Origin of the sequence: Kribbella sp. NPDC050470 (assembly GCF_044458365.1) — a bacterium.
Classification (GTDB): domain Bacteria; phylum Actinomycetota; class Actinomycetes; order Propionibacteriales; family Kribbellaceae; genus Kribbella.
On record NZ_JBITHV010000009.1, the window covers coordinates 172,698 to 198,175 of the forward strand.

Below are 25,478 nucleotides of genomic sequence, written 5' to 3' on the forward strand. Positions count from 1 at the left end.
CCCTGGTAGAGGCAGCGCACGAGGCGCTGCCGAACACCAGGGAGCACATCATGAGTACCTGGCTGGAAACCAGCGCACCGTCCGCGGCCGAGGAACTGTCGGGTCGCCTCTTCCTGCAGACGCTCGGCGCCGTTGAGCTGCTCAACGTGTACTTCGGCGTCGAGCTGGGCTTGTACCGCTCGCTGTCGTGCGACGGCCCGGCGACGGCCGCCGTACTGGCGCAGCGAACCGGGCAGGACCTCCGCTACACGCAGGAATGGCTCGCACAGCAGGCTGTTGCCGGGCTGTTGACGGCCGGTCCGGACGCGGAGTTCGGACTTGCCGACGGCGTGCGCGAAGCCTTGGTCGACGAGGTCAGCCCGTTCTACGTGGGCGGTATGGCCTACATCGCGCCGGCGATCGGTCGTGCCCTGCCCGCGCTGGTCGCCGCCTTCCGGACCGGGGACGGCGTGCCCTATCCGGAGTACGGCGCCGAGGCGGTGACTGCTCAGGAGGCGCTGAATCGACCGGCGTACGAGACCGCGCTGATCGAGGACTGGCTGCCGCAGATCCCCGACATCCAGGCCCGGCTCGCCGACAGCACTCGTCCAGCCCGGGTCGCGGATCTCGGCGCCGGGGTCGGCTGGGCGGCGATCCGGCTCGCGGAGGCGTTCCCGCAGGTCCACGTCGACGGGTACGACCTGGACGAGGAGTCGATCGCCCGCGGGCGCCGGTACGTCGCCGATCGCGGGGTCGCCGACCGCGTCGACCTGGCGGTCGCCGACATCACCGAGCCGCTGCCGCGCGACGGGTACGACGTGGCGTTCTTCTTCGAGTGCCTGCACGACCTGCCGCACCCGGTGGCGGCGCTCGAGGCCGCCCGCCGGGCCGTTTCGCCGGGTGGTTCGGTGATCGTCATGGAGGAACGTGTCGCCGAGAACTTCACCGCACCGGGTGACGAGGTCGAGCGCTTCATGGCGGCAGCCGGCACCCTCTGGTGCGTCCCGCAAGGCCGCACCGACGCGGCCTCAGAGGTCATCGGCCCGCTGGGCATCCGGCCGGCAGTGATGCGGCACCTGGCCGAGTCCGCGGGTTTCCAGACGGTCGAGACCCTCGCCATCGACCACCCGTTCTGGCGCTTCTACCGGCTCGGCTGAGAGCGTTGCCGCGAGACCTCGTAGAGGACAGCCGTCGCCGCGTTGGCCGCATTCAGTGAGCTGGCTGAGCCGGTGATCGGGATGCGGACCAAGGCATCGGCGGCTTCCTTCCAGGCGGTGCTGAGGCCTGCGGTCTCGTTGCCGATCAGGAGAAGGGTCGGCTGAGTGAGGTCGTAGTCGAAGACGTCGACGGAGCCGTGCTCGTCGGTCCCCACGATCACAATCGGTACGTCGGCCGAGCGCCGTACCCACTCGATCACCTCGCGATGCGACGGCACACGTACGGCGGGGACGCCGAAGAGCGACCCGGTCGTCGCGCGCACCGCCTTGGGGTCGTAGATGTCGGCGGCGTGTCCGGTGACGATCACACCGTGCGCGCCGAAGGCGTCCGCGGACCGGATGATCGACCCGATGTTGCCGGGCCCGGTCGGCCGGTCGAACACCACGCCGAGGAAGTCCGGCCGGACCGGGATCCGGTCCAGGTCGTCGGGCGGCATCTCCAGCACCGCGACCACCTCGGCGTCCTTCTCACCGAGCTCGGCCAGCAATTCCGGCTCCATCGCCACCCGCTCGACCCCGGGCAGTCGCTGGTACAGCTCCTGCGCCCAGCGCGACAACGGCCGGGACGCGTCGTGGATGACCGTCCGAACCGGCCATCCGTTGTCGACGGCAACGGAAATCGGCCGCACACCCTGCACCAGGAACTCACCGGCCCGGTGCCGCTTGGTCCGATTGGTCAGGTACGACTGCCACACCTGAAACCGCGCGTTCCGAGCCGAGATCCGCTGCACCCGACCACCCTACGTCGCACCTGACCCAGTGCTCAGGCCACCGGCGGCGCCGTCGACTCCCGGACAATGAGCTCCGGCCGAAACAGCAGCGACTGCCCCTGGGTCGGCCCGGAGTCGTCCAGCCGGGCCCGCAGCTGGCTGAACGCGGCCGCGGCCATCTCGCGCATCGGCTGCCGGACCGTCGTCAGCGTCGGCGCATACAGATCGGCGAGCACGATGTCGTCGAACCCCACCACCGAGACGTCCTTGCCGACCTCGAGTCCGCCGTCGCGCAGCCCCCGGCACACCCCGAGCGCACACATGTCGTTGATCGCGACGATCGCCGTCGGAGGCTCGTCGAGAGCGACCAGCTCAGCAGCGGCTGCACGTCCCAGCTCGGAGGCCTCGACGTCACCGAAGTCGTCGGCTCCCGTGCCGGTCGGCGCCCGCAATGCCTCCGCCGGGTCGATCCCGGCCTGCTCGAGCCCGGCGACGAACCCGCGATACCGCTCCTTGCGGTTCACACTCGCGAGCGCCCCGGAGACGAACGCGAGCCGCCGGTGGCCGAGGTCGGTCAGATGCTGCGTCGCGAGCTGGCTGCCGATGGCGTTGTCGACGCTGATGCTCACGAGTGACGCCGGATCGCCGGCCTGCGACGTCCGGTCGAACGCCACCAGCTGCAACCCGCGGTCGACCAGCGGCAGCACGTGCTCGAGTGAAGGCAAGGACGAGCAGAGTACGACGCCGTGCACACCGTCGGCCCAGAGCTCGTCGATGTAGTCGCGCTCGCGACGTGGATCGCGCTCGGAATTGCAGAGCAGCACGTGGTAGCCCTCGGCCAGCGCCGCGGACTCCAGGTGCCGGGCGAGCGCGCCCCAGAACGGGTTGCCGACCGACGGAACCACGAGTCCGATCGTCGTGTTCCGGCCGGTGCGCAGCTGCCGCGCGGCCCGGTTCGGCCGGTAGCCGAGTTTGTCGATGGCGGTCTCGATCCGCTGCCGGGTCTCCGGCAGCATCCGGTGGTTCCGCCCGTTCAGCAGGTTCGACACCGTGCTCGGCGAGACGCCTGCCTCGGTCGCGACCTGCTGGATCGTCACCTCACCCATGCCCACCCGCGCATTCTTCCTCACCGTTCGCCCCGTGCCCTGCCATGTCGCAGTGTAACGATGCATCACAGGACACCGAAAGTCCAGCAGAAGTCCGGCAGCGGTGACCTCTTGACTAGCGCGAGAAACCGTTCCTAGCATGCGGTGCATCGTTGCACCAGTCCGCATCAGCAGCGGCGCTCCGGCTGGTAGATCGTTGCACCACTCCACTTCCGCAGCACCACGAAAGGCGCGCCATGGAGTACTCCCGTAGATCAGTCCTGTCGGCCCTCGGCCTCGGCGCGTTCGCCGCGGCCACCGGGTGTTCCGCGGCGCCGTCCGACGCCGGCCAGGCGGCCGCCGACGGACCCGCCGAGGGGGAGATCACGCTGCTCACCCCGATCTTCGAGGGCAGCACCGGCAAGCAGTTGCTGGAGGGCAAGCTGCTGCCCGCGTTCAAGCAGCAGAACCCGAACGTCACGGTCAAGGTCGACTACACGACGTACGCCGCGCTGAACGAGAAGCTCACCACCGGCCTGGCCGGCGGCCTGATGCCGGACGTGGTGATGCTCGGCGTCGGCTGGATCCCACCGTTCGCGCACAAGAAGGTGCTCGCGCCGCTGCCGGACTCGCTGGCCACCCGTTTCGACTACGAGGACCGGGTCCTCGAGCCGTCCCGGTACGACGGCAAGCTGTACGCGCTCCCGTTGGTGCTGGACACCCGGATCGTCACCTATCGCAAGGACATGTTCGCCGAGGCCGGGATCAAGCAGCCGCCGAAGGACTGGGCCGAGCTGCGCGCGATGGCCAAGGAGCTGGCCCGGACCGACGGCTCCGGCAAGCTCACCCGGGTCGGGTTCGACCCGTTCTCGATCGATCTGCGGCAGTGCTGGGAGACCTTCCTGTTCGCCAACGACGGCAACCTGTTCGACGAGTCCGGCCAGGAGGTGCGGTTCAACGACGAGCGCGGAGTCGAGGCCTTGCAGCTGTTCCTCGATGTCCTCAAGGACAAGTCGGGCGACTTCTCGTTCAAGACCGCGGCCGGTCAGCCGAGCACGCTGGCGCAGGGCCGCTCGGCGATGATGATGGCCAACAACTCCCTGTGGGTGCAGCTGCAGCAGCAGAACCCGGAGCTGCTGAAGGAGGACAAGGTCGGCGCGTTCATCCTGGCGAACCGGGTGCCCGCGATGCTGCAGGGCGGGACCCTGGTGGCCCGCTCCGCCTCGACCAAGCACGCCGCCGCCGCGCAGAGGCTGGTGGAGTTCATGGGCACCCCGGAGACGATCCTGCCGACCGCCCAGCAGCGCGGCTCGGTGCCCGGCGTCCAGGATCTGCGGACGTCGGACTACGTGCAGAACAACGGCTTCGTGAAGCTTGCCCTGGACAACATGAGCAAGGCCCGATCCGAGGGCGGTACGGCGGCCTGGATGGAGATCCGGGAGAAGATCAAGACCACGCTGGAGACCGCCGTGGTCGGTCAGCGGACCGCGAAGGAAGCGATCGACGAGCTGGCGAGCCTGAGCAAGGAAGCGATCTCCCGGCTGTGAGCGGAACGATGTTGACGACGCCGGAGCGGGTGCGCGACGCCGTACCCGGTCCGGCCCCCACCCCGCCGGGGCGCCGGCTGTCGCGAGGCCGGCGCCGGGCCGGCCTGCTGATGGTCGCGCCCGCCCTGCTGCACTCGCTCGTCTGGATCGGCATCCCGCTGGTCGCGGCGGTCGTGCTGAGCTTCACGTCGTACGACGTCCTGACGCCGCCGCGGTTCGTCGGGCTGGAGAACTTCCGCGACCTGCTCGGCGACGACGTGTTCCGGCGGGCGGTGCTGAACACCAGCGTCTACACGTTCTTCACGGTGCCGGTGGCGATGTCGATCGCGCTGCTGATCGCGCTGATGCTGAACACGAAGCTGACCGGCCGGGCGATCTTCCGGACCGCGATCTTCATCCCGCAGGTGACCGCGACGATCGCGGTCGCGCTGGTCTGGCTGTGGATCTACGACCCACGCAGCGGCCTGGCCAACGCGGTGCTGTCGTTCCTCGGCCTGTCCGGGCCGAACTGGCTGTCCTCGACGGACTGGGCGATGCCGGCCGTGATCGTGGTCGGCATCTGGCAGGGGATCGGGCTGAAGATGCTGATCTACCTGGCCGCGCTGCAGAACCTGCCGGCCGAGCTCTACGAGGCGGCGTCGGTGGACGGCGCCTCGAAGGTCCGGCAGTTCTTCAGCCTGACCGTGCCGCTGCTCAAGCCGGCCACCTTCTTCGTCTTCGTCACCTCGGTGATCGGCGCGTTCCAGTCCTTCGACCAGGTGTACATCCTGACCGACGGCGGTCCGGCGAACAGCACCACGATGATGACCTACGAGATCTACAAGTCGGCGTTCCGGGAGTTCCGGATGGGATACGCCTGCGCGCAGAGCCTGGTGCTGTTCGCGCTGCTGCTCGTCCTGACCCTGGCGAACCGGCGGATCACCGGAGGCGACCGTGCCGGCCGTTGACGCCGTCCGGCGGGTCCGGGCCGGCCGGATCGCGCTGTACCTGACGCTGACCGCGATTGCGGTGGTGATGATCGTCCCGTTCGTCTGGATGCTGCTCACCTCGGTGAAGACCCCGGCCGACATCGCCGCCACCCCGGTCCGGCTGCTCCCGACGGAATGGGCCTTCGGCAACTATGCCGACGCCCTCGACGCGGCGCCGTTCGCGACGTACGCGCGGAACAGTTTCGTGATCGCATTCAGTCACACCGTGCTGAACGTGGTGATCGCGTCGATGGCCGGATACGCGCTGGCCCGGTTGCGGTTCCGCGGCAGCACGCTGATCTTCCTCGGCTTCGTCGGGGCGCTGATGATCCCGACGTACACGAAGATCCTGCCGGAGTTCCTGATCGTGCGGTTCATGCCGCTGTTCGGCGGCAACGACATCACCGGCCAGGGCGGCACCGGGTGGCTGGACACCTGGTGGGCGCTGATCATCCCGGGTGCGGTCAGCCCGTTCTCGGTGTTCCTGTTCCGGCAGTTCTACCTCGACCTGCCGGTGGAGCTCGAGGAGGCAGCCCGGCTGGACGGCCTGGGGGAGCTGGGCATCTACGCCCGGATCATGACGCCGCTGGTGAAGCCCGCGTTCATCACCGTCGCGCTGCTCACCTTCGAGGGGTCGTGGAACAACTTCCTCTGGCCGCTGCTGGTGACCAAGAGCGACAACCTGCGGGTGATCCAGGTCGGGCTGTCGGTGTTCCGGACCGAGAACGACACCCAGTGGGCCTTCCTGATGGCCGGCACCACGCTGGCCACGGTCCCGATGGTGGTGCTGTTCCTGATCGGCCAGCGCTACTTCGTCCAAGGTTTCGCGACCGCGGGCATCAAATGACACAGTCGAAGGAGAGCAACCTATGACCGAGGAACTGCAGGGCACGCGGGCGCTGGTGACCGGGGCCGGACACGGCATCGGCCGCGGGATCGCGCTCGGCCTGGCGGCTGCCGGAGCGGACGTGGTGGTCCACTACGGCAGGTCCGCGGACGCCGCCGCGCAGACCGTCGCAGACGTGGAGGCGCTCGGCCGGAAGGCGATCGCCGTCGGCGCCGACGTCACGAGTACGGCGGAGGTCGACCGGCTGCTGGACGAGACGATCGCGTTCCTCGGCGGGCTCGACGTCCTGGTCTGCAACGCCGGCCACCTGATCGGCCGGGTCAAGGTCGAGGAGATGACCGACGAGCACTTCCAGCAGGTCGTCGACGTGAACCTCGGCGCGACCTTCCGCACCACCCGGGCCGCGATCCCGCACCTGGCCCAGTCCGCCAATCCGCGGATCGTCACGATGGCCTCGCTGGCCGCGCACAACGGCGGCGGACCGGGCTCGGTGATCTACGCGGCGGCCAAGGCCGGGATCCGCGGGTTCACCAAGGGCCTGGCCAAGGAGCTCGGTCCGCAAGGCATCACGGTCAACTCGGTCGCACCCGGGTACATCGCGGAGACGGCGTTCCACCAGACCTTCTCGACCGAGCAGGCCCAGGCGAACATGGTCGCCGCGACCCCGATCGGCCGCCCGGGCCAGGTCGAGGACGTGGCGAACGCAGTCCGCTTCCTCGCACTGCCGTCCTCGGGCTACCTGACCGGGATCACCATCGACATCGACGGTGGCACATGGCCGCGTTGACCGGGCATCCACCGGCTGAGCGCGGCGGCTGGTGGCACGAGTACGTCTGCCCCGCGCACGGTGTCGAGCTCGAGCACGTCGGGTTCGAAACCGGTGAGTTTCCGGCGGGCGGCGTACCGTGCGCGCACGGCTGCCACGTCGACACCGAGGCGGTGCGCGGCGCCTGGCGGGTGCTCGCGCATCACTGGTGGGCGCGACGGATCCGGCTGCTCTCGTACGACGGCGGTGGTGCCGAGCTGCTCACGTCGTACGCGCGGCTCTACCTGGAGCTCACCAAGGCCGGTGAGCATGAGCAGGCGCAGGGCTGGATGCAACGCGGGCGGCTCTTCCACCAGGCGCTGACCGATGCGGTCTGGGGTGTGCCGATCGCGCACGCCATCGCGAACCTCGCCGGTCGCGCCGACCTCACCGAAACCCTGCCGATGCTCGACGACATGGTCGCCGGAGCCCGGCGGGCCCGCGACGCGATGGTTGCCCAGGACAAGTTCTCGTCGAACTACACGGCCTGGTTCAACGCGCTGGGCACGACGGCGAGCCAGGCCGCGGCTGCCGTGCGCGGCGAGGAGTGGGACGCGGAGAAGGAGTGGCTGACCGGTGAGCACGGCCAGTTCGCGCACCTCGACGTGTCGACCGGCGAGGACGGCTGGGAGTGGGAGGCGAGCACGTACTACCACGGCTTCGTGCTGCGGGCGTACCTGCTGAGCCTGCGCGGCTTCGACCCGGCGCAGGTGCCGGACCGGCTCGAAGCGATGATCGGTGCGCTCGCCGGGATCGCGACCGACGGCGGCATCCTTCCGGCGCTGCACGACGGCCCGTACCGTCGGGTGCCGCTCGCCCTCGAGTGGCTGGAGATCGTTGCCCTCGCCCGGCAGTTCACGACCGGGCACGGGCTGGACGCAGTAGCTGATCGCGCGCTTGCAGAGGTCGGCGCTGGGTACGACGGACTCGAGGACAAGCTGACCGGCTGGTTCGCCAGACCACCGCGATCAGGCGCGGTGTCACCCAAGCCGCTCACCGGCTCGTATGCGGTGACCCGCGTCGGCGGGATCCACGCGATCCTCGACCACGGGCCACACGGCGGCTCGCACGGGCACCACGACAAACTCGCGCTCTACCTGTACGGCGCGACGACGCCGTGGCAGCCGGATCCGGGGCAGGTGCCCTACGGCCATGCTGAGTGGCGCCGGCACTACAAGTCCGCGGCAGCGCACCCTACGATCCGCATCGACGGCCTGGAACCCGCGGAAGCCACCGGCACCGTGCGGACAACGCCGTCATCGGTGACCGCCGAGGTCAGCGACTGGTATCCCGGCGTCCAGGCGACACGGCAGGTGATCGCGGGCGACGGCTATCTCGTCGACCTCGTTCGGGTGACGGCGGATCGCGAGCGGGAGATCGTCCTGCAATTCCGGCCGGACGTGGAGCTGACGGTGGAAGTCACGCCGGAGGTGGTCCGCACCACGTGGTCAGGTGATGAGACGTTGTACGGCTACCACTTCGCGGACGCGGTCCCGGTGACGCGACCCGGTCCCGGTCCGGCCGACGACCCGCAGCGGACTCGGACCGCCCTGGACTGGACTGCTGTCGGCACCGACGCGACCTTCTGTTCCGTCTACTCGACCACTCCCGTGGACGTCGAGGTGACCGGCGACGTGCTCACTGTCGACGGTCACGAGCACCGGATCGGAGGGCGCTGATGCTGATCGAGCATCGCCTCGACGAACTACGGGACGGACTCGACGGCCGGCACGCGGCCCGGTGGCGCCGGTTGCGTGAGCAGTGCGACGGGTACCGCACTCAGACTCCGCCGGCCGAGCACCCGTCGGCGAGCATCACATACCTCGGTCCGGCCGCCGCGAACCTGGCGCTTGCCTACCGGCTCACCGGCAACCCCGGCTACCGGGCCGAGGCCGCCCGCTGGATCTCCGCGGCGATCGGCTTCCCGCACTGGGGCAAGGCGCACATGCCGGACCACGACCTCGACGCCGGCTGGCTGCTGCACGGGTTGTCGCTGGCTTCGACCTGGCTCGGTGACGACTTCGAGGACGCCGACGAACTGCGCGCAAAGCTGGAGCTGCAAGGCACTCGGCTGTACGAGTTCGCCGTCGAATCCGAGGGCTCCTGGTGGAGTTCGTCGTACTGGCAGAACCACAACTGGATCTGCTACACCGGCCTGGCGGCCGCCGGGTACGCGCTCGGCCGGACGGAGTGGACCGAGCGCGCGAAGGCGAACTTCGCGACGGTGATCGATCTGCTGCCGGCCGACGGGTCGGACATGGAAGGCGTCGTCTACTGGCGGTACGGCGTTCCGTGGTTGGCGACGTACCTGGATCTGCTGCAGGACCGGGAAGGCCTGGACTGGTGGGATCGGTGCCGATTCCTGGCGAGCACGTTCTCCTACCGGCTGCAACAGTGTGCGCCGGGATTCGAGGAGAACATCGACCACGGTGACTGTCACGACCGGCGCAGCGGCCACAGCGTCGCCCTGTACTACAAGCTCGCGGCGGCCTACCGGATCGGTGAGGCGCAGTGGCTTGGCGAGCTCGTCGCTCACCGGTTCTTCTGGCGGGAGGCGTACGCGAGTGGTGTGAAGCCAGGCGTCATGCCGGAGGCCTACCTGGAGCTGCTCTGGTACGACGAGTCCGTGCAGCCCGTGCCGCCGGAGAAGAGCACACCGCTGTCGGCGTACTTCCCGGACCTCGGCCTGGTGACCGCGCGGACCGGTTGGGACGATGACGCGACGATGGTGTCGTTCAAGGCGTCCCCGGGTGGCGGGCACCAGGCCTGGGAGACCTCACACCGTCTGGACGCCGAGCGTGGATGGGATACGTTGAGCGCCGGGCACCACCATCCGGACGCGGGGTCGTTCGTGCTCACCTCCCGAGGCTCGTTCCTGGCCGTCGACGAGGGCTACAGCAATCGGAAGCGGGCCGGCGACCACAACCTGATCCTGGTCGACGGCCACGGGTTCGCGGACGAGGATCGGTACCACGTCTACAAGGGCGCGCCGTACGAGCGCCAGGCGCGGATGGTCGACCTACTCGCGGCCGATGGTGTGGTGCACGCGACGGCGCAGATCGCGGCGATGTACCCGGCCGAGCTCGGCATCACGCGACTCGACCGCACGCTCGTGTTCACCCCGGCAGGCCGATTGGTCCTGGTGGATCGATGTGCCGCAGCGGAGCCGCGTGACTGGACGCTGCTCCTGCACGCGGACTGGCCGATCGAGTACGGCGACGAGATCGTGCTGCGATCCGGATCCGCGCAGGCTTGGGTCCGCCTGCACACGCCGCTGACCGTCGAGTTCGCCGTGACCGAAGTCGAGGCGAACCCGACGTCGAGCACCCCGAGCCTCCGGCTGACCCGCACCCTTCACACGCTGCGAGCCACCGCCGAACACCGGACGACGGCGACGCTCGTCACGACCGTCGAACCGACCTCGGCGCTCCGGCCCGCGCCGCCAACGGCTCGTCGGCTCGACCTCACACGCGGGGTCGGCATCACCTTCGACGAGGAAACCGTCCTGTTGGCGGACGACGACGGGGTGATCGAGGGCGAGGGCATCGCGGCGCAGGCGAAAGCCGTGATCCGGTCCGCGGACCGCAGGATCACGGTATGACCCGGCGGGCGCTCGACTGGCTGGGCTGGCTCGCCAGTCCAGTGCTGGCGGGTGCGGCGTTCTCGATCGTGTGCCTCGGCGTGGTGACCTGGTTGCCGGCGCTGGCGGCGGTCGGGTTCGCGCTGAACCGCTGGCGGACCGATGGCGACACGCGGTGCTTCGCCGGGGTGTTCACCGGATGGCGCCGGTACTGGCGTCCGCTGCTGCCACACTCCATCGCCGTGACCGTCGCGGCTCTGGTTGCTGCCTGCAACTTGTCGTTCCTGGCCGGACACTCCGGTCCGATCGTCGTTGCGTTGTTCATGATCCACGTCGGCTTGATCGCGGCTGCGGTCACCTATCACCTGGCGCTGGCCGTCAGCGCCGGCCGCGCTCCAGGTGGCTCGCCGGCCGAGTGGCGCCGTACTGCGTTCCAGCTTGCCTTCACGTCGGTGCCTCGCGGCACTGCTCTGCTCGGCGCGGCCGTCGCCGCGCCGGTCTTCTCGCTCGTCGTTCCGGCGGGCCCGCTACTCCTTGGCACCACCGTTCCGGTCCTGGTCGGCCTGCTCGTCGCCGACCACGCATAGTTCCGCCCCGACCGCCCCAACAAGGAGGACCACCATGTCCAGAGCTGTCCCGATCCTGCTGCTCAGCGCCGCGCTGGCGCTCCCCGCCGTACCGGCGCACGCCGCGACCGACTACTACGTCTCACCCTCCGGCAGCGACTCCAACTCCGGTACGTCGTCCGGAGCGCCGTTCGCGACCATCCAGAAGGCCCTCGACACCGCGCCCCGGGACGCGACCGTGCACCTTGCCTCAGGCACCTATCTCCAGGACGCCGTGACCATCCGCTCCGGGGTCACGATCACCGGCCCGGCCACTGCGGTGGTCAAGGGTGCCGGCAACTCACGGATCTTCCAGGTCCGGCACGACGGCGTGACGCTCGACGGCTTCACCATCGACGGTCTGCACGGATCGTCGTCCAGCGCCTCCCGCTACCGGGACAAGTTGATCTACGTGATGAGCACGAGCCCGGGCGACGGCGTCGGCACGTTGACGATCAGCGACATGACGCTGAAGAACGCCGGTGGCGAGTGCGTGCGGCTCCGGTACCTGGTGACCAACGCCGACGTGCACGACAACACGGTCGGGCCGTGCGGGATCTTCGACTTCAAGTTCGCCGGTGGCGGGAAGAACGGTGAGGGCATCTACGTCGGCACGGCGCCCGAGCAACAAGGTGAGAACGGCGCCCCGGACGACCAGCCGGACCGGAGCCGGAACAACCGGATCCACCACAACACGATCGCGACCGCGGGCAACGAGTGCGTGGACGTGAAGGAGAACGCGACCGCGAACATCGTCGAGTACAACGACTGCTCCGCGCAGAAGGACCCGAGCTCGGGCGGCCTCGACGCCCGGGGGAGCGGCAACACCTTCCGCTACAACACGATCCACGACAACACGGGCGCCGGCGTCCGGCTCGGCGGCGACACCGAGACCGACGGCATCGACAACGACGTGTACGGCAACACCATCACCGGCAACGCGGCCGGCGGCATCAAGTTCATGCGCACACCGCAGGACCAGATCTGCGGCAACACGATGTCCGGCAACACCGGCGGCAACTCCGTCGGCACGTACGGCGCCGACTTCAACCCCACCGCGGCCTGCTGATGCCGACTCCGTCCCGCCGGGTGGTCCTCGGTGGCGCACTCGGTGGATTGGTCGGCGGGACGGTTGTCGACGCAACCGTCACGGCTGCCGCGGCGTCGCCGCGTCGCAGGTGGGTCACCAGTTGGGCGACCGCTCAGACCGCCCCGACTGCCACCGACGCCGACGCCACAACCGGCTTCACCGACACCACGATCCACAACACCATCCACTTGTCAGCCGGGTCGTCGGGTGGTTTGCGGCTCCGGTTCGCCAATCCGTTCGGGGCTCAACCCATCGTCATCGGTTCGGTCTTCGCCAACGGGACTGCGGTGCTGTTCGGCAGGGAGAAGGAAGTGCTGCTTGCGGCCGGAGCGACGGTCGTGAGTGATCCCGTGGACGTGGTGGTGCCGGACGGCGGCGATCTGCAAGTCAGCATGTACCTGCCCGGTCCGACTGGCTCGGTGAGCTTCCACCGGAACGTGCACGCCACCGGCCTGATCGGGGATCGGCCGACGAAGTCGGTCTTCCTGCTCAACGGCGTCGACGTACGAGCCGACGGCCGCCGGTCGCTCGCGGTCCTCGGTGACTCGATCACCGAGGGAGTGGGGACACCCGACGACGCGAACCTACGCTGGCCGGATCAGTACGCCGCCCGCTTCCGCCACCGCCCGGCCGTCGCGAACCTGGGGATCAGCGGCAACCGCCTGCTGCTCGACGACGCCCGGTTCGGTCCGAGTGGACAGGCACGGTTCGACCGCGACGTCCTCGCGTTGCCCGGACTCCAAGCAGTGCTCGTGTTTCTCGGCATCAACGACATCCAGCAACCACCGAGCCAGACCGACCCGACCCGCCTGCTGGTTGGCTACGAGCAGCTCGCCCGGCGCGCCCGTGACCACGATCTCGAGGTGCTCGGCGCGACCATCGGCCCGTTCGAGGGCTGGATCCGCTACACCGAAGCCCTCGACCACGTCCGCCACCAGGTGAACGCCGTACTCCGATCCGGACGTATCTTCGACCGAGTCGTCGACATCGACGCCGTACTGCGGGATCCGTCCGACCCGGCCCGGTTGCGGCCGGCCTTCGACAGCGGCGACGGCCTGCACCCGAACGCCGTCGGCGCGAAGGCGATCGCCCTGTCTCTTTGAGAGGACTCCTATGTCAGACCTCACCCTCCGCCGGCGCACGGTCCTCGGCGGGATGATCGGCTCCGCGGCGCTGTTCGCCGTACCGGCAACTTCCTGGGCGGCCGGCCCGACCGACGAGCTGCGCCTGCGCTGGCACACGTTGCTCACCGGTGGACCGACCGTCGACCCCGCCGACCCGGACCTCGCCGTCGCGATCGCCCGGATCGACAAGGCCGCCCGCTCCGCCCTCACCACGCTCGACCGGTCCGCGACACGTACGACGCTCTGGCCGGACCTCGCCAGTACGACGCTGTCCAACCACGTCGCCTCGAACTTCCGCCGGATCAAGCAGCTCGCGGTCGCCTGGGCCACGAACGGCTCGGCGTACGCGGGCAACGCGAGCGTCGCCGCGGACATCCTCGGCGCGCTCGAGTGGATGCACACGAACCGCTACAGCCCGACGCTGCCGCGGTACGACAACGACTACGACTGGGAGATCGGCGCGGCCGGAGCCTTCGCCGACACCCTCGTCCTGCTGTACGACGCGATGCCGGCCGACCTGCGGACGACGTACACGACCGCGATCAACCACTACACCCCGGACCCGAACCTCTGGCGGGCCAACCGGCAGATCGCCACCGGCGCGAACCGGGTCTGGATCGCCACGGTCGTCGCCGTCCGGGCCGTGCTGGACGGCGACACCGGCGCGTTGACCCGGGTCCGGGACGCGATCAGCGATGTCGAGGGCGACGGCGCGAACAGTGTGCTCGCGTTCAACGACGCACCCGGCCGGACCGACAACGGCACCGGCGAGGGCTTCTACAGCGACGGCTCGTTCCTCCAGCACTACAAGCACCCGTACAACGGCGGCTACGGCAAGGAACTGCTCGGCACCTTGTCCTCACTGCTCTACCTCCTCGGTGGCACGCAGTGGACCGTGACCGATCCGGACCTCGACAACATCTACCGCTGGATCGACGACGCGTTCGATCCGTTGATGGTCCGCGGCGACATGATGGGTTCGGTGTGCGGCCGCGAGATCGCACGACCGAGCAAGCAGAACCACGCGCCGACCCAGACGATCATCGAGGGAACGCTCCGGCTGATCCCGGCCGCGCCGGCCGAGCGCGCGACCCGGCTCATCGCGCTGGTGAAGCAGTGGATCACCGAGGACACGTTCCGCGACTTCCTGGCGGTCACCGACCCGGCCTCGCTGGTCGCGGCCCGGGCCGTCCTGGCGTGGGCCACGCCGGCGCGTGGTGCGCTCGTCGTACACAAGCAGTACCCGCGGATGGACAAGGTGGCGCATCACCGGCCGGCGTTCACCGTCGGGTTGAGCGCGTACTCGTCCCGGGTCTACAACTACGAGTCGATCCAGACCGAGAACCTGCACGGCTGGCACCTGTCCGACGGGATGCTGCAGGTGTACGACGACGACCTCGGCCACTACTCGGGCGACTACTGGCCGACGGTCGACCCCTACCGGTTGCCGGGCACAACGGTCGACACCCGCAGTCTGGCCGACTCGTACGGCTTCCGCACCACGAGCGATGCCGACTGGGTCGGAGGTACGGCGGTCCCCGGCCGGACGATCGGCGCCTACGGCATGGACCTGCGCGGGTACGGAACCGGCCTAACCGCCCTGAAGAGCTGGTTCCTGATCGACGACGTCCTCGTCTGCCTCGGCTCCGGCATCACCGGTGAGGGCGCGGTCGAGACGATCGTGGAGAACCGCAAGCTCCGGATCGGCGACGAGACGTTCACCGCCGCACCCGGTTGGTGCCACCTGGCCGGCACCGGCGGCTATGTCTTCCCTGACCGCACACCCGTCCGCACGCTCCGGGAGAGCCGTACGGCGACCTGGCGTGAGATCAACCTCAAGTACGGCACCGACACGCCGGTCACCAGGCCGTACCAGACCGTCTGGATCGACCACGGCACCGCGCCCGTTGCCCAGGGCTACTACTACGTGCAGCTGCCCACGGCCACGCTCGAGGCGACCAAGACCTTCGCCTGCCGGCTGCCGGTCACTCGTTTGCGCGCGGACACGACAGTGCATGCGATCCGGCTGCGCAACGTTCTCGCGGCGAACTTCTGGACGGCCGGCGTGGTCGCCGAGCTCAGCACCGACGGCCCGGCGTCCGTCGTAGTTGCCGCTGGCAAGGTCGCCATCTCGGACCCGACCCAGCAGCGTTCGTCGTCGGTCACAGTCGAACTCGCCAAGCCCGGTCTCCGCCTGGTGTCGGCCGACGCCGGCGTCCAGGCGACCCGCACCGAGTCCGGCTGGCGCCTGGTCGCTGACACTGCAAACCGCCACGGCGCAACCCTGACCGCTACCTTCCGCTGAGGAGAACCCAATGCTGGTTGACATGCCCCTGGACCGGTTGCGTGAGTACCGGCCGGAGCCCGAGGAGCCCGCGGACTTCGACGCGTTCTGGAAGCAGACGCTGACGGACGCGGCCGGGCACCCGATCGACGCCACGTTCGAGCCGTACGCCGCGCGACTGGCGACCGTGGACGTCCAGGACGTGACGTTCAGCGGCTGGGGCGGTCAACCGGTCAAGGCGTGGCTGCTCCTGCCACGTCATCGGAGCGGACCGTTGCCCGCGGTCGTGCAGTACATCGGCTACAACGGCGGCCGCGGCATCCCCTACGAGTGGCTGACCTGGAGTGCGGCCGGGTACGCGCACCTCGTGATGGACAACCGCGGCCAAGGCGGTGGTGGCAAGACCGTGGCGGACACTCCGGACATCGCGCCGGACGGCCACGGCTCGTCGTCACCCGGCTTCCTCACCCGAGGCATCGAGGATCCCCGTAAGCACTACTACCGGCGGCTGATCACGGACGCCGTGCGCGCAGTCGACGCGGTGAAGAGCCATCCGGACGTCGACAGTTCTCGCGTCGCCCTGGTCGGAGGCAGCCAAGGCGGTGGGCTCGCGTTGGCGGTCGCCGGTCTGCGCGACGACGTGTCCGCTGCGATTGCCGACGTACCGTTCCTGTGTCACTTCCGGCGGGCGTCGCAGATCACCGACAACGGGCCGTACGCCGAGATCGCCCGCTGGCTCAAGGGACACCGCACCGGTATCGAGACCGCGATGAGCACGCTGTCGTACTTCGACGCGGTGAACTTCGCCGCCCGAGCGACCTGCCCGGCCTGGTTCTCGGTCGCGCTGATGGACAACATCTGCCCGCCGTCCACGGTCTTCGCGGCGTACCACCGGTACGGCGGTCCGGCGCAGCTCGAGGTGTTCACCTACAACGGCCACGAGGGCGGCGCGGAGTACGACCTGCCGCGCAAGCTCAGCGCGCTCGGCGGCGTCCTCGGGGGCGGCCTCTGAATCCGGCCGCGAGCCACAGGATCAGTGCTGGTAGCCAGATCAGCAGCAGCCAGGGAGCCCGCCACCAGCCGGAGTTGCCTTTGAGCTCCGGCTGGTCGCTGCCTACGAGTGGGCGTGCGGAGAGGGACCAGGCCAGGAAGGCGTCGCCGATCGGGACCTGGCCGAGGGCGTAGCGCTTCGTCTTCAGGCCGCTGATCGGGAGGCCGAGCAGGTCGCCTTCGCGGGCGAGACGGTCGGCCAGCGGATCGTGCGCAACTCTGGCGGCGCCCATCGTGACCACGGTCGCCGACAGGCTGATCCCGAGAATCAGCGGGCCGGAGTCCACATCGCCCGGCCCGCCGACGCCCTTCGGATACTCGCGAACGCCGAAGCCGGCGACGAACTTGTCCCGGAAGATCTCGTACTGCGCCCGTGCGAACGCCGGGTCGATCTCCACCAGGAACCGCTGGATCATGCTCTGCGACGTCGCCCGCGCACCGACCGACTCCGGCTCGACCTGATGCGGCAGCAGGCCGGTCGCCGGGTCGAGCTTCGTCTTCACAGCGGCCAGCCAGCGTTCCGTGGTCGAGCCGAACCGCGGTGCGACGAGGGCGTCGTACGCGCGCAACGAGGCGATCGCGACCGTCGAGTCGACCGGCCAGGCCTGGCCCGGATACGCCTGCAGGAACGGCGTTTTCGCGGTCCGGAACGCGGTCGCGAGCTCTACCGAGGCCCGGGTGAAGTTGTCGATCTCGGCTGCGTCGGCGTGCTTCAACGCGATGACCCCGGCGCGCAGGTAGTTCGTCCAACCGGCGTGGAAGACGCCGTACTTCGGTCGCAGTGAGGAGTCGAAGACCGCAGTCCCGTCCGGCGACTCCAGCCGGTCGAGGGCCCACCGTGCCTCACCGGCCGCATCGACCGACCGGGAAGGATCGGCGAGGCCGACCTGGACCCAGGTCAGCCCGTACAGCGCGTTGAGGAAGAAGTAGCCCTCCGGGAACTGTTGCTGCGCGGCGTGGTCGGCGCCGTCCTCGATCTCGGCCCGCAGGAACGCGAGCTGCTTGACCACGCCGCCGGTGGGATCGGTCCGGGGCAGCACCAGGCGCGCGGTGCCCACCCCCGCCACCAGCGTGGCGATCACCGCGAGACCGATCAGGAGCTTGCGCAGCACCCGGTGAATCTACCGAGGCCAGACGGACAATGGCGGTCCGCCGAGCGACCATCTGGTGACTCAGGTGCCGAGCGTCGACTCCCGGGTCACCAACCGGGTCGTCAGCGCCATCACGCCGGGATGCGCCGAGCCCGCGATCGCGTCCAGCAGCAGATTGGCGGTACGGCGGCCGAGCTCCTCCAACTCGAGATCGACAGTCGTCAGCGGCGGCCGGCTGGCGAGCGCCATCACCGACCAGTTGTCGTAGCCGGTGACCGCGATGTCGTCGGGGACGGACCGGCCGAGCTCACGGAGCCGGTCGCACACCCCGCGGGCGATCTGGTCGCTGCCGCACGAGATCGCGTCGACGTCCGCCGACGTACGCAGCAGGACGTCGACCGCATGCCGGCCCCAGCGTTCGCTCCACTCGCCGTGCAGCGGTTCGCCGACCAACGCATCGCCTGCCGTCGCGACTGTGGCCGCGGCCCGGACCTGGGCACTGTGGTGGGACGACGGCCCGGTGATGTGCGCGATCCGCCGACGGCCGAGGCTGAGGAGGTGCTGCACAGTCGACGCGGCGCCGCCGTTGTCGTCCACGATCACGGACGTGTCGGCCGGATCGGTGGACGGGCTGAACGCGTAGACGACGGGAATCGGTACGTCGATCGGCACCCGCGGCTCGGTCCGTCGCCCGGTGACGATGATGCCGTCCACCCGCCGGGACACCAGCGAACGCAGGTAGTGCTGCTCGCGCAGCGGGTCGTCGCGGGTGTCGCAGAGCAGCAGGCCCATCTCGCCCGCGCTGAGCGCGTCCTCGGCGCCGAGCATGATCGGGATGCTGAAGCGTCCGGAGCTGTCGGTGGTGATCAGGCCGACTGTGAAGCTGCGCCCGGACGACAGCGCGCGGCCGCGGCTGTCCGGCGTGAATCCGAGCTGCTCGGCGGCACGCCGTACCCGCTCCCGGGTCTCCTCGCGGAGCTGACCGGTGTCGTTCAGCGCCTTGGACGCCGTACTCGTGGAGACGCCTGCCAACGCGGCCACATCGGTGATCCGGGGCAGCGAGGGACCACGTGACGCCATCCGGCAACTCCTTTCCGAACTTTCCGGAAACAGTACAGCACGAATCCCGGCTTGTCCGGATTTCGCCAGGTCCCAGGGGTTGACCAGGTCGGCTCGCGTCTCTAGCTTCGTCAAGGAAAACGTGTTCTGGATTTTCCGTGTTCCTTTCCGTGACCCCCTCAGGAGCTTCCCCTATGAGTGCTTCCCCGGACGCAGTCACCACCTCCCGGAGTCCCGCCGCGAGCACGCGCGGCCGCTGGCAACCACTCGGCCTCGGCCAGGCCACGATCACCGGCGGCTTCTGGGCGCCCCGCCAGGCCCGCAACGGCGAGAGCGCGATCCCGAGCGGCCAGGACCAGCTCGAGACGGCCGGCAACCTGCAGAACCTCAGGCTCGCCGCGGGGCTGCGTAGGACCGAGGGCGAGGGTGAGGGCGAGGCGATCGGCCCGGTGTTCGCCGACTCCGACGTCTACAAGTGGCTCGAGGCCGCCGCCTGGGAGTACGGCCGGAACCCGAGCGAGGAGCTGCTCTCGCGCCAGCGCGAGATCACCGCGATCGTCGCCGCCGCCCAGCAGGACGACGGCTACCTCGACTCGGTCGTCCAGCTCAGGTACGGCGACGAGGGTCGCTACAAGCAGCTCGTCTGGAGCCACGAGCACTACTGCGCCGGTCACCTGATCCAGGCCGCGGTCGCCCAGGTCCGCTGCACCGGCGACCGCGAGCTGCTCGAGGTCGCGACCAAGATCGCCGACCACCTGGTCGCCACCTTCGGCGACGGCGAGGGCCAGACGGTCGACGTGGACGGTCACCCGGTGATCGAGATGGCGCTCGTCGAGCTGTATCGAGAAACCGGTACGGCGGCCTACCTCGACCTGGCCAAGTGGTTCGTCGAGGCGCGCGGCCACGGGATCATCAAGGAGCACGGCCACGAGCCGACGTACTTCTCCGACCGGCTCCCGGTCCGCGAGGCGACCACGGTCGAAGGGCACTCGGTCCGCGCCGTCTACCTCGCGGCCGGCGCCGCGGACGTCGCGCTCGAGACCGGCGACACCGACCTGCTCGACGCGCTGAAGCGGCAGTTCGAGCACATGTGGTCGACGAAGACGTACGTCACCGGCGGGCTCGGCGCCCGCTGGGAGGGCGAGGCGTTCGGCGACGAGTACGAGCTGCCGCCGGACCGTGCGTACGCCGAGACCTGCGCGGCGATCGGCGGCATCCAGTGGGCCTGGCGGATGCTGCTCGCCACGGGTGAGGCGTCGTACGGCGATGCCATCGAGCGGATGCTCTACAACGGGTTCCTGGCCGGCGTCTCGCTGAAGGGGACCGAGTACTTCTACGTCAACCCGTTGCAGCTGCGCGGCGGCGCGCACCCCGACAACGGCCGCAGCCCGGCGCACGGCCGGCGCGGCTGGTTCGACTGCGCGTGCTGCCCGCCGAACATCATGCGCACCCTGGCCAGCCTCGACGGCTACCTGGCAAGCACGAGCGACGGCGTCGTCCAGCTCCACCAGTACGCGGCCGGCGTTCTTAGGGCTGATGATGTCGAGGTTCAGGTCGAGACTGCCTATCCCTGGGATGGCGCCGTCCGCATCACCGCCAACGCGCCCGCCGTTGTCGAGCTGCGAATTCCGGCCTGGGCCGAGGGTGCGACTGTCAACGGCAAGCCTGTCGAGGCGGGCACCTACGCTCGTGTCGAAGCTCAGGAGATCGACCTGCAGTTGCCGCTGGCAACTCGGGTGGTCGGGGCCGATCCGCGCGTCGACGCTGTACGTGGGTGTGTCGCGCTGGAACGCGGTCCGCTGGTCTACGCGGTGGAGCAGGTGGACAACGCGGCGAACGTCGACGACCTGTACCTGTTGCCTTCGGCATCGGTTGCCAGCAGCCACGAAGACGGTCTGCTGGACGGCGTCACGGTGCTGACGACCCGTGGCCGGATCGGCACCGGTCACCAGGGCGGCTGGCCGTTCACGTCGTCTGCTCAGGACGGGACCGGCGACGAGGTCGACGTGGTCGCGGTGCCGTACTACGCCTGGGCCAACCGCGAGATCGGCGCCATGCGCGTCTGGCTGCCCAGGACCTGATCATGCTGACCCGGCGGAAGTTCCTTGGTCTCACGGCTGCGGCGACCGCGGCCGGCGCCGTGCCGGGCTGCAGCTCCGTCCTGCCCGAACCCGACGTCCAGGCGGCGGGTTTCGGGCAGGACGCCACCGGCACCGTGCAGGTCTGGTGCCGAGCGGCCACCCAATCCGGTCTGACCGACCTGGTGAAGAAGTTCAACGCGTCCCAGGACCGGCTCACGGTCGAGCTGACCCCGGTGCTCGACGCCCAGTACGTGACCAAGCTGGCGACCGCGATCCGCGGCCGGGAGGTGCCGGACCTGGTCGACATCGACGACATCAACTCGATGCTGTTCATCTACCGCGACGCGTTCACCGACCTGACCGAACCTCTGCAGGCGCTGGACTACCGGGACAAGCTCAGCCCCGGCCACCTGCGGCTCGCGACGAAGGACGACCGGGTGTTCGGCGTGCCCTACCTGGCCGACAACTCGATGTTCTGGTTCAACACCGAGCTGTGCGACAAGGCGGACGTCGACCCTTCGCAGGCGATCACGTCGTTCGACAGTCTGCTCGACGCCGCGCGGAAGCTACGGAAGCTCGGCGACGACATCTACGCGTGGAGCTTCCCGGCGAACAGCCCCGGCGCTCTCGGCTTCGTCGTACAGCCGATGATCTGGGCCGCCGACACCGACCTGATCAAGGGCACGATCGGCGAGCAGTCGGGCGACATCGTCGGGAACGACGTGGTCCGGCAGATGCTCGAGCTGCACCGGCAGCTCTGGGTCGACGGCCTGGTGCCGCGGGCGAACTTCTCCGACGACGCGTCCCGGTGGGGCAGCGACTTCCGGGCCGGCAAGATCGGCATCTTCCCGTCCAACTACAGCGTGGTCGTGTCCGCGTCCGACGAGGCCTTCCACCAGAAGGTGACGCCCCGGTTGCTGTCCGGCCCGGACGGTGGGGCGGCCTTCTTCGACGGCGGCGACAACATGTGCATCCCGCGCGGGGCCCGCAACGCGTCCGGCGCCTGGGAGTTCGTCCGGTTCGCGCTGGACCTGCCGCAGCAGGTCGAGCTGCCGGCCGGCGGCTACACGCCGGTGCGATCGGACGCCCGGACCCCTGAGTTCGCGGAGAAGTTCCCGCTCGCGACGTTGCCGCTGGAGCGGATCTCGGAGGGGTACGCGCCGACCACGCTGTCCTACAACCTGCTCTACAACCAGCCGGACGGCCCGTGGCTGCAGATGTTCCGCCGGGCAGTGTTCGACGGCGAGCTGGAGGCCGCCATGAAGGAAGCCCAAAGCAACTTCGACCGCATCCTGGCCCAGGGGCAAGCATGAACGAGCGAAGCGAGTTCATCATCAAGCACTGCGTACCTTGTGCCTCATCGGCGCCCGGAGCGAAGCGAGGACGCCGATGAGTAGGGCGCTTCGGAGCTCGCATCGGCAAGATCCCGACGCCCGCAAAGCCAGTGCCGCCGCGCGCCGGCGGGTTGGGCAGGGGTCGCTGACCCATCCCTCGCGGACCGGGTTGTTGCTGGTGGCACCCGCCGTACTGTTCGTCGCTGTCTTCGTCCTGGTCCCGCTCGGGTTCGCGCTGGTGATCTCGCTGACCAACTGGCCGCTGATCGGCACGGTCAAGTTCAGCGGCGTGAAGAACTACACCGCGATCGTCTCCGACGCCGCGTTCGCGAAGTCGGTCCTCTACACCCTGCTCTACACGGTCATCGTGACCGGGCCGATCCTGGTGCTCGGCTACGCGCTCGCAGTCCTGGTACGGCGCAAGCGGCGCGGCTCCACGCTGTTGCGAACGATCTTCTTCCTGCCGTTCGTCGTCGGCCTGTCCACGCTGAGCTTCGTCACCGTCCTAGAGGCCCAGCCCGACAGCGGCGCGATCAACATCGTGCTCCGCACCCTCGGCATCACCGACGGCACCACGGCCTGGCTGGTGGACGGCCCGCTCGCGACCGGGCTCATCTGCGTGCTGGTGATCTGGGGTGTGTCCGGGCTGACGATGATGCTGCTGATGGCCGGCATGCAGGCCATCCCGCGCGAGTTCTACGAGTCGTCCGAGCTGGACGGGGCAACCTGGTGGCAGCAGGAGCGGGAGATCACAATCCCGGTGCTCCGCCGGACGATCGCGATGGCGGTGATCATCTCGGTGGTCGGCTCGCTGCTCGCGTTCACCCAGTTCTACATCCTGACCCGCGGCGGTCCGGGGACCGACACCACGACGGTCGTCCAGTACATCTACAACCGCGCCTTCGTGCAGCTCCAGCTCGGCGCCGCGACCGCGCTGTCCATCGTGCTGGTGGTGGTCGTCGGCCTCGTCACCGCCTTCCAGTTCTGGCTGCTCCGCGAGAGGGACTGACCGATGAGGCTGAAGAATATTCTGTACGTCGTCGGCGGTGGCGGTGCCTTCCTGGTCTTCGCCGTGCCGTTGCTGTGGGCACTGTTCCGCTCGGTGCAGCCGAACGACGTGATCGTCGCGGCGCCGGACCGGTCCACCTTCTTCCACCTGACGTTGGACAACTTCCGGACGCTGATCGAGGGCCCCGGCAACCTGATCCGGGCCGTTGGCAACAGTCTTGCCGTCGCGTTGAGCACGGCGGCGCTGACCGCCGTACTGGCGACGCTTGCGGGTTATGGCTTTGCACGGTTCCGGTTCCGGATTGGGCCGTTGCTGTTCGCTTTGGTGGTGGTGTCGATGATGATCCCGTTCCAGGCGATCCTGACACCGCTGTATCTGGAGATGAACGTCCTCCGGTTGACCGACAGCCTCCTCGGGTTGGTGCTCTTCTACACCACGGTCAACCTCCCCTTCGGCGTCTTCGTGATGCGAAACTCCTTCGCCTCGGTCCCGGTCGAGCTCGAAGACTCCGCTCACGTGGACGGCTGCGGCACCCTCCGAATGATCGGCTCCGTCCTCCGTCCCTTGGTAACCCCGGGCGCCGCCACCGTGGCGCTCTACGCCTTCCTTGCGGCGTGGACTGAATTCCTCGGTGCCCTGACCTTCCTCACCAAAGACGAGCTCTACACGCTTCCCGTTGCCCTCGTGAACGTCCAAGCCGGCGCGTACGGCGAGGTGAACTTCGGCTCCTTGGTCGCCGGCTCGGTCATAGCCATGATCCCGTGCGTGGTCCTGTACGTAGCCCTACAACGCTTCTACGTCTCAGGGTTGGCTTCCGGCGCTGTCAAAGGTTGATGTGGTCGACCCCACGCGCCCGCTACGCCTGCTCCTGCGTCGCGTGCTCGCCGGTCGCTCCCATCCACCCTCGGTCTGCGCGCTGCCGCACGCACTTGCAGGCTGCCGTCTGCACTCGACTGCGGGCGCGGTCGGGTGGCCGGGAGCACTTGAACGACTGCTGTGGTCGACCCCACGCGCCCGGCTACGCCCGCTCCTGCGTCGCGTGCTCGCGGTCGCTCCCACCCACCCTGGGTTTCGCGCTGCCCCGCGCATTTGCAGGCTGCCGCCTACACTCGACCGCGGCGTGGTCGGGGCGACCGGGCACAGTTGAAAGACTGCTGTGCCGTGGGTGCTGTGTTTAGCCCCACACGCGCCTCGGTCTGCGCGCTGCCGCCCGCACTCGACTGCAAGGTGGTTGAGGGTGACCGCGAGTCGCGGGAGGACCCAGATGCTGTGCACCGTGACAGCTCACGGTCGGGGTGCTGTGCTCACCCATGCGAGCCGTCGAACGCCAAGCGTCCAACGGCTCGGACTCGTCTACGTGGTTGAGGTCTCGGCGGCCTTCTTGATGGAGGCGGCTTCCGTCTCGACGTACTGCTTGGTCAGGGATCGCGTCATCAGCCAGCCGGGTCGGGCCAACGGACCGGATACGGTCACGGCGAGCGTCAGTTGGCTTCCGTCGGGGTGCGGCTCGACGACGTGCGTCGCGGTGACGGTGACGCCAGATGACTTGGACTCCCAGGTGTACGACGACCCGTCAGTCAGTTCGGTGACCGTCCACACCGCCGTGGGCAGTCGCGGTTGCGCCAACCGCGTTCGCGCTCCGACGGTCAGCGGTCCGTCGTCCAGACGCTCCACGGTCTCGACCGTCGGGATCCGCTCGGGCCAGCGCTCAACGTCGACGACCACCGCCCACACCCGCTCGGGCGGCGCCGCGATTGTGATGCTGTGCTGCAGCCCAGCCATGCGGCGAGTCTACGACGGCACCCGCGAGACACTCGTGACACGCGGACGGGCTGGCGGCGTGCGACGGCGCGCGTGCGAGGTGCGGCACGTGGACGGGCTGGCGTCGGTGCGACGGCACGCGCGAGAGCTGCGGCACGTGGACGGGCAGGCGACGGTGCGACGGCACCACGCGAGAGCTGCCGCGTGGACGGGCAGGCGACGGTGCGACGGCACGCGTGAGAGCTGCGGCAC

21 protein-coding genes are annotated in these 25,478 nt (G+C 69.2%); 16 read left to right on the forward strand and 5 right to left on the reverse strand.

Going from position 1 to position 25,478, the window contains the following annotated elements; all coding sequences use genetic code 11:
* Nucleotides 1–50 precede the first annotated feature (50 nt).
* A complete protein-coding gene (locus ACIBGM_RS27615; RefSeq protein ID WP_396387169.1) occupies nucleotides 51–1,136 on the forward strand; it encodes a class I SAM-dependent methyltransferase in 1,086 nt (361 codons plus the stop codon).
* Here the strand turns inward: ACIBGM_RS27615 and ACIBGM_RS27620 are convergent.
* Entirely contained in the window at nucleotides 1,121–1,927 is an 807-nt protein-coding gene (locus tag ACIBGM_RS27620; RefSeq protein ID WP_396387170.1) for a TrmH family RNA methyltransferase, read from the reverse strand. The two genes, ACIBGM_RS27615 and ACIBGM_RS27620, sit on opposite strands and share 16 nt — an antisense overlap.
* A 32-nt stretch (nucleotides 1,928–1,959) precedes the next feature.
* Nucleotides 1,960–3,036, reverse strand: a complete 1,077-nt coding sequence (locus ACIBGM_RS27625; RefSeq protein ID WP_360535385.1) for a LacI family DNA-binding transcriptional regulator — start codon at nucleotides 3,034–3,036, stop codon at nucleotides 1,960–1,962.
* Nucleotides 3,037–3,248: 212 nt separating this feature from the next.
* Between ACIBGM_RS27625 and ACIBGM_RS27630 the strand changes: the two genes are divergently transcribed.
* The 11 genes from ACIBGM_RS27630 to ACIBGM_RS27680 are packed head-to-tail and all read left to right on the forward strand — an operon-like array spanning nucleotide 3,249 to nucleotide 16,853.
* Complete coding sequence (locus ACIBGM_RS27630; RefSeq protein WP_396387171.1) at nucleotides 3,249–4,538, forward strand: ABC transporter substrate-binding protein; 1,290 nt, start codon at nucleotides 3,249–3,251, stop codon at nucleotides 4,536–4,538.
* Nucleotides 4,535–5,485 carry a sugar ABC transporter permease gene (locus ACIBGM_RS27635; protein ID WP_360535381.1) on the forward strand — a complete coding sequence of 317 codons (951 nt, stop codon included), beginning with the start codon at nucleotides 4,535–4,537 and terminating at the stop codon, nucleotides 5,483–5,485. Before ACIBGM_RS27630 ends, ACIBGM_RS27635 begins: the two co-directional genes overlap by 4 nt.
* Entirely contained in the window at nucleotides 5,472–6,353 is an 882-nt protein-coding gene (locus ACIBGM_RS27640) for a carbohydrate ABC transporter permease (protein WP_360535379.1), read from the forward strand. The genes ACIBGM_RS27635 and ACIBGM_RS27640 overlap by 14 nt, the downstream gene beginning before the upstream one ends.
* A 22-nt stretch (nucleotides 6,354–6,375) precedes the next feature.
* Entirely contained in the window at nucleotides 6,376–7,140 is a 765-nt protein-coding gene (locus ACIBGM_RS27645) for an SDR family oxidoreductase (protein ID WP_360535377.1), read from the forward strand.
* The gene (locus ACIBGM_RS27650) at nucleotides 7,128–8,837 is read left to right on the forward strand and encodes a heparinase II/III family protein (protein ID WP_396387172.1); all 1,710 of its coding nucleotides are present in this window, start codon (nucleotides 7,128–7,130) and stop codon (nucleotides 8,835–8,837) included. The genes ACIBGM_RS27645 and ACIBGM_RS27650 overlap by 13 nt, the downstream gene beginning before the upstream one ends.
* Nucleotides 8,837–10,759, forward strand: a complete 1,923-nt coding sequence (locus tag ACIBGM_RS27655; RefSeq protein WP_396387173.1) for a hypothetical protein — start codon at nucleotides 8,837–8,839, stop codon at nucleotides 10,757–10,759. The genes ACIBGM_RS27650 and ACIBGM_RS27655 overlap by 1 nt, the downstream gene beginning before the upstream one ends.
* A complete protein-coding gene (locus ACIBGM_RS27660; protein ID WP_360535371.1) occupies nucleotides 10,756–11,325 on the forward strand; it encodes a hypothetical protein in 570 nt (189 codons plus the stop codon). Before ACIBGM_RS27655 ends, ACIBGM_RS27660 begins: the two co-directional genes overlap by 4 nt.
* Nucleotides 11,326–11,359: 34 nt before the next feature.
* On the forward strand, nucleotides 11,360–12,412 hold the full coding sequence (locus tag ACIBGM_RS27665) for a right-handed parallel beta-helix repeat-containing protein (RefSeq protein WP_360535369.1): 1,053 nt from the start codon (nucleotides 11,360–11,362) through the stop codon (nucleotides 12,410–12,412).
* Nucleotides 12,412–13,536, forward strand: a complete 1,125-nt coding sequence (locus tag ACIBGM_RS27670) for a GDSL-type esterase/lipase family protein (RefSeq protein ID WP_360535367.1) — start codon at nucleotides 12,412–12,414, stop codon at nucleotides 13,534–13,536. Before ACIBGM_RS27665 ends, ACIBGM_RS27670 begins: the two co-directional genes overlap by 1 nt.
* A gap of 10 nt (nucleotides 13,537–13,546) precedes the next feature.
* Nucleotides 13,547–15,862, forward strand: a complete 2,316-nt coding sequence (locus ACIBGM_RS27675) for a polysaccharide lyase 8 family protein (RefSeq protein WP_360535365.1) — start codon at nucleotides 13,547–13,549, stop codon at nucleotides 15,860–15,862.
* A gap of 10 nt (nucleotides 15,863–15,872) precedes the next feature.
* On the forward strand, nucleotides 15,873–16,853 hold the full coding sequence (locus tag ACIBGM_RS27680) for an acetylxylan esterase (RefSeq protein ID WP_360535363.1): 981 nt from the start codon (nucleotides 15,873–15,875) through the stop codon (nucleotides 16,851–16,853).
* Here ACIBGM_RS27680 and ACIBGM_RS27685 read toward each other — a convergent pair.
* Nucleotides 16,816–18,003 (reverse strand): hypothetical protein, encoded by a 1,188-nt coding sequence (locus ACIBGM_RS27685; protein WP_396387174.1) that lies wholly within the window; start codon nucleotides 18,001–18,003, stop codon nucleotides 16,816–16,818. The genes ACIBGM_RS27680 and ACIBGM_RS27685 overlap by 38 nt on opposite strands.
* A 60-nt stretch (nucleotides 18,004–18,063) precedes the next feature.
* The gene (locus ACIBGM_RS27690) at nucleotides 18,064–19,062 is read right to left on the reverse strand and encodes a LacI family DNA-binding transcriptional regulator (RefSeq protein WP_360535357.1); all 999 of its coding nucleotides are present in this window, start codon (nucleotides 19,060–19,062) and stop codon (nucleotides 18,064–18,066) included.
* Nucleotides 19,063–19,235: 173 nt separating this feature from the next.
* On the opposite strand from ACIBGM_RS27690, the gene ACIBGM_RS27695 reads away from it, so the two are divergent.
* The 4 genes from ACIBGM_RS27695 to ACIBGM_RS27710 all read left to right on the forward strand — a co-directional run bounded on the left by ACIBGM_RS27695 (nucleotide 19,236) and on the right by ACIBGM_RS27710 (nucleotide 24,299).
* Complete coding sequence (locus tag ACIBGM_RS27695) at nucleotides 19,236–21,122, forward strand: beta-L-arabinofuranosidase domain-containing protein (protein WP_360535355.1); 1,887 nt, start codon at nucleotides 19,236–19,238, stop codon at nucleotides 21,120–21,122.
* A gap of 2 nt (nucleotides 21,123–21,124) precedes the next feature.
* A complete protein-coding gene (locus ACIBGM_RS27700) occupies nucleotides 21,125–22,435 on the forward strand; it encodes an extracellular solute-binding protein (protein ID WP_360535353.1) in 1,311 nt (436 codons plus the stop codon).
* A gap of 76 nt (nucleotides 22,436–22,511) precedes the next feature.
* Nucleotides 22,512–23,465, forward strand: a complete 954-nt coding sequence (locus ACIBGM_RS27705; RefSeq protein WP_396387175.1) for a carbohydrate ABC transporter permease — start codon at nucleotides 22,512–22,514, stop codon at nucleotides 23,463–23,465.
* A 3-nt stretch (nucleotides 23,466–23,468) separates the two neighbouring features.
* Entirely contained in the window at nucleotides 23,469–24,299 is an 831-nt protein-coding gene (locus tag ACIBGM_RS27710; protein ID WP_396387176.1) for a carbohydrate ABC transporter permease, read from the forward strand.
* A 519-nt stretch (nucleotides 24,300–24,818) separates the two neighbouring features.
* Here the strand turns inward: ACIBGM_RS27710 and ACIBGM_RS27715 are convergent.
* On the reverse strand, nucleotides 24,819–25,247 hold the full coding sequence (locus ACIBGM_RS27715) for an SRPBCC family protein (RefSeq protein WP_396387177.1): 429 nt from the start codon (nucleotides 25,245–25,247) through the stop codon (nucleotides 24,819–24,821).
* Nucleotides 25,248–25,478 lie beyond the last annotated feature (231 nt).

Bases quoted from the DNA above. Each gene is read 5' to 3' on its own strand.
- ACIBGM_RS27630 (WP_396387171.1), top strand. From the start codon at position 3,249: ATGGAGTACTCCCGTAGATCAGTCCTGTCGGCCCTCGGCCTCGGCGCG.
- ACIBGM_RS27715 (WP_396387177.1), bottom strand. From the start codon at position 25,247: ATGGCTGGGCTGCAGCACAGCATCACAATCGCGGCGCCGCCCGAGCGG.
- ACIBGM_RS27665 (WP_360535369.1), top strand. From the start codon at position 11,360: ATGTCCAGAGCTGTCCCGATCCTGCTGCTCAGCGCCGCGCTGGCGCTC.
- ACIBGM_RS27705 (WP_396387175.1), top strand. From the start codon at position 22,512: ATGAGTAGGGCGCTTCGGAGCTCGCATCGGCAAGATCCCGACGCCCGC.
- ACIBGM_RS27615 (WP_396387169.1), top strand. From the start codon at position 51: ATGAGTACCTGGCTGGAAACCAGCGCACCGTCCGCGGCCGAGGAACTG.
- ACIBGM_RS27655 (WP_396387173.1), top strand. From the start codon at position 8,837: ATGCTGATCGAGCATCGCCTCGACGAACTACGGGACGGACTCGACGGC.
- ACIBGM_RS27700 (WP_360535353.1), top strand. From the start codon at position 21,125: ATGCTGACCCGGCGGAAGTTCCTTGGTCTCACGGCTGCGGCGACCGCG.
- ACIBGM_RS27690 (WP_360535357.1), bottom strand. From the start codon at position 19,062: ATGGCGTCACGTGGTCCCTCGCTGCCCCGGATCACCGATGTGGCCGCG.
- ACIBGM_RS27695 (WP_360535355.1), top strand. From the start codon at position 19,236: ATGAGTGCTTCCCCGGACGCAGTCACCACCTCCCGGAGTCCCGCCGCG.
- ACIBGM_RS27660 (WP_360535371.1), top strand. From the start codon at position 10,756: ATGACCCGGCGGGCGCTCGACTGGCTGGGCTGGCTCGCCAGTCCAGTG.
- ACIBGM_RS27680 (WP_360535363.1), top strand. From the start codon at position 15,873: ATGCTGGTTGACATGCCCCTGGACCGGTTGCGTGAGTACCGGCCGGAG.
- ACIBGM_RS27675 (WP_360535365.1), top strand. From the start codon at position 13,547: ATGTCAGACCTCACCCTCCGCCGGCGCACGGTCCTCGGCGGGATGATC.
- ACIBGM_RS27710 (WP_396387176.1), top strand. From the start codon at position 23,469: ATGAGGCTGAAGAATATTCTGTACGTCGTCGGCGGTGGCGGTGCCTTC.
- ACIBGM_RS27670 (WP_360535367.1), top strand. From the start codon at position 12,412: ATGCCGACTCCGTCCCGCCGGGTGGTCCTCGGTGGCGCACTCGGTGGA.
- ACIBGM_RS27650 (WP_396387172.1), top strand. From the start codon at position 7,128: ATGGCCGCGTTGACCGGGCATCCACCGGCTGAGCGCGGCGGCTGGTGG.
- ACIBGM_RS27645 (WP_360535377.1), top strand. From the start codon at position 6,376: ATGACCGAGGAACTGCAGGGCACGCGGGCGCTGGTGACCGGGGCCGGA.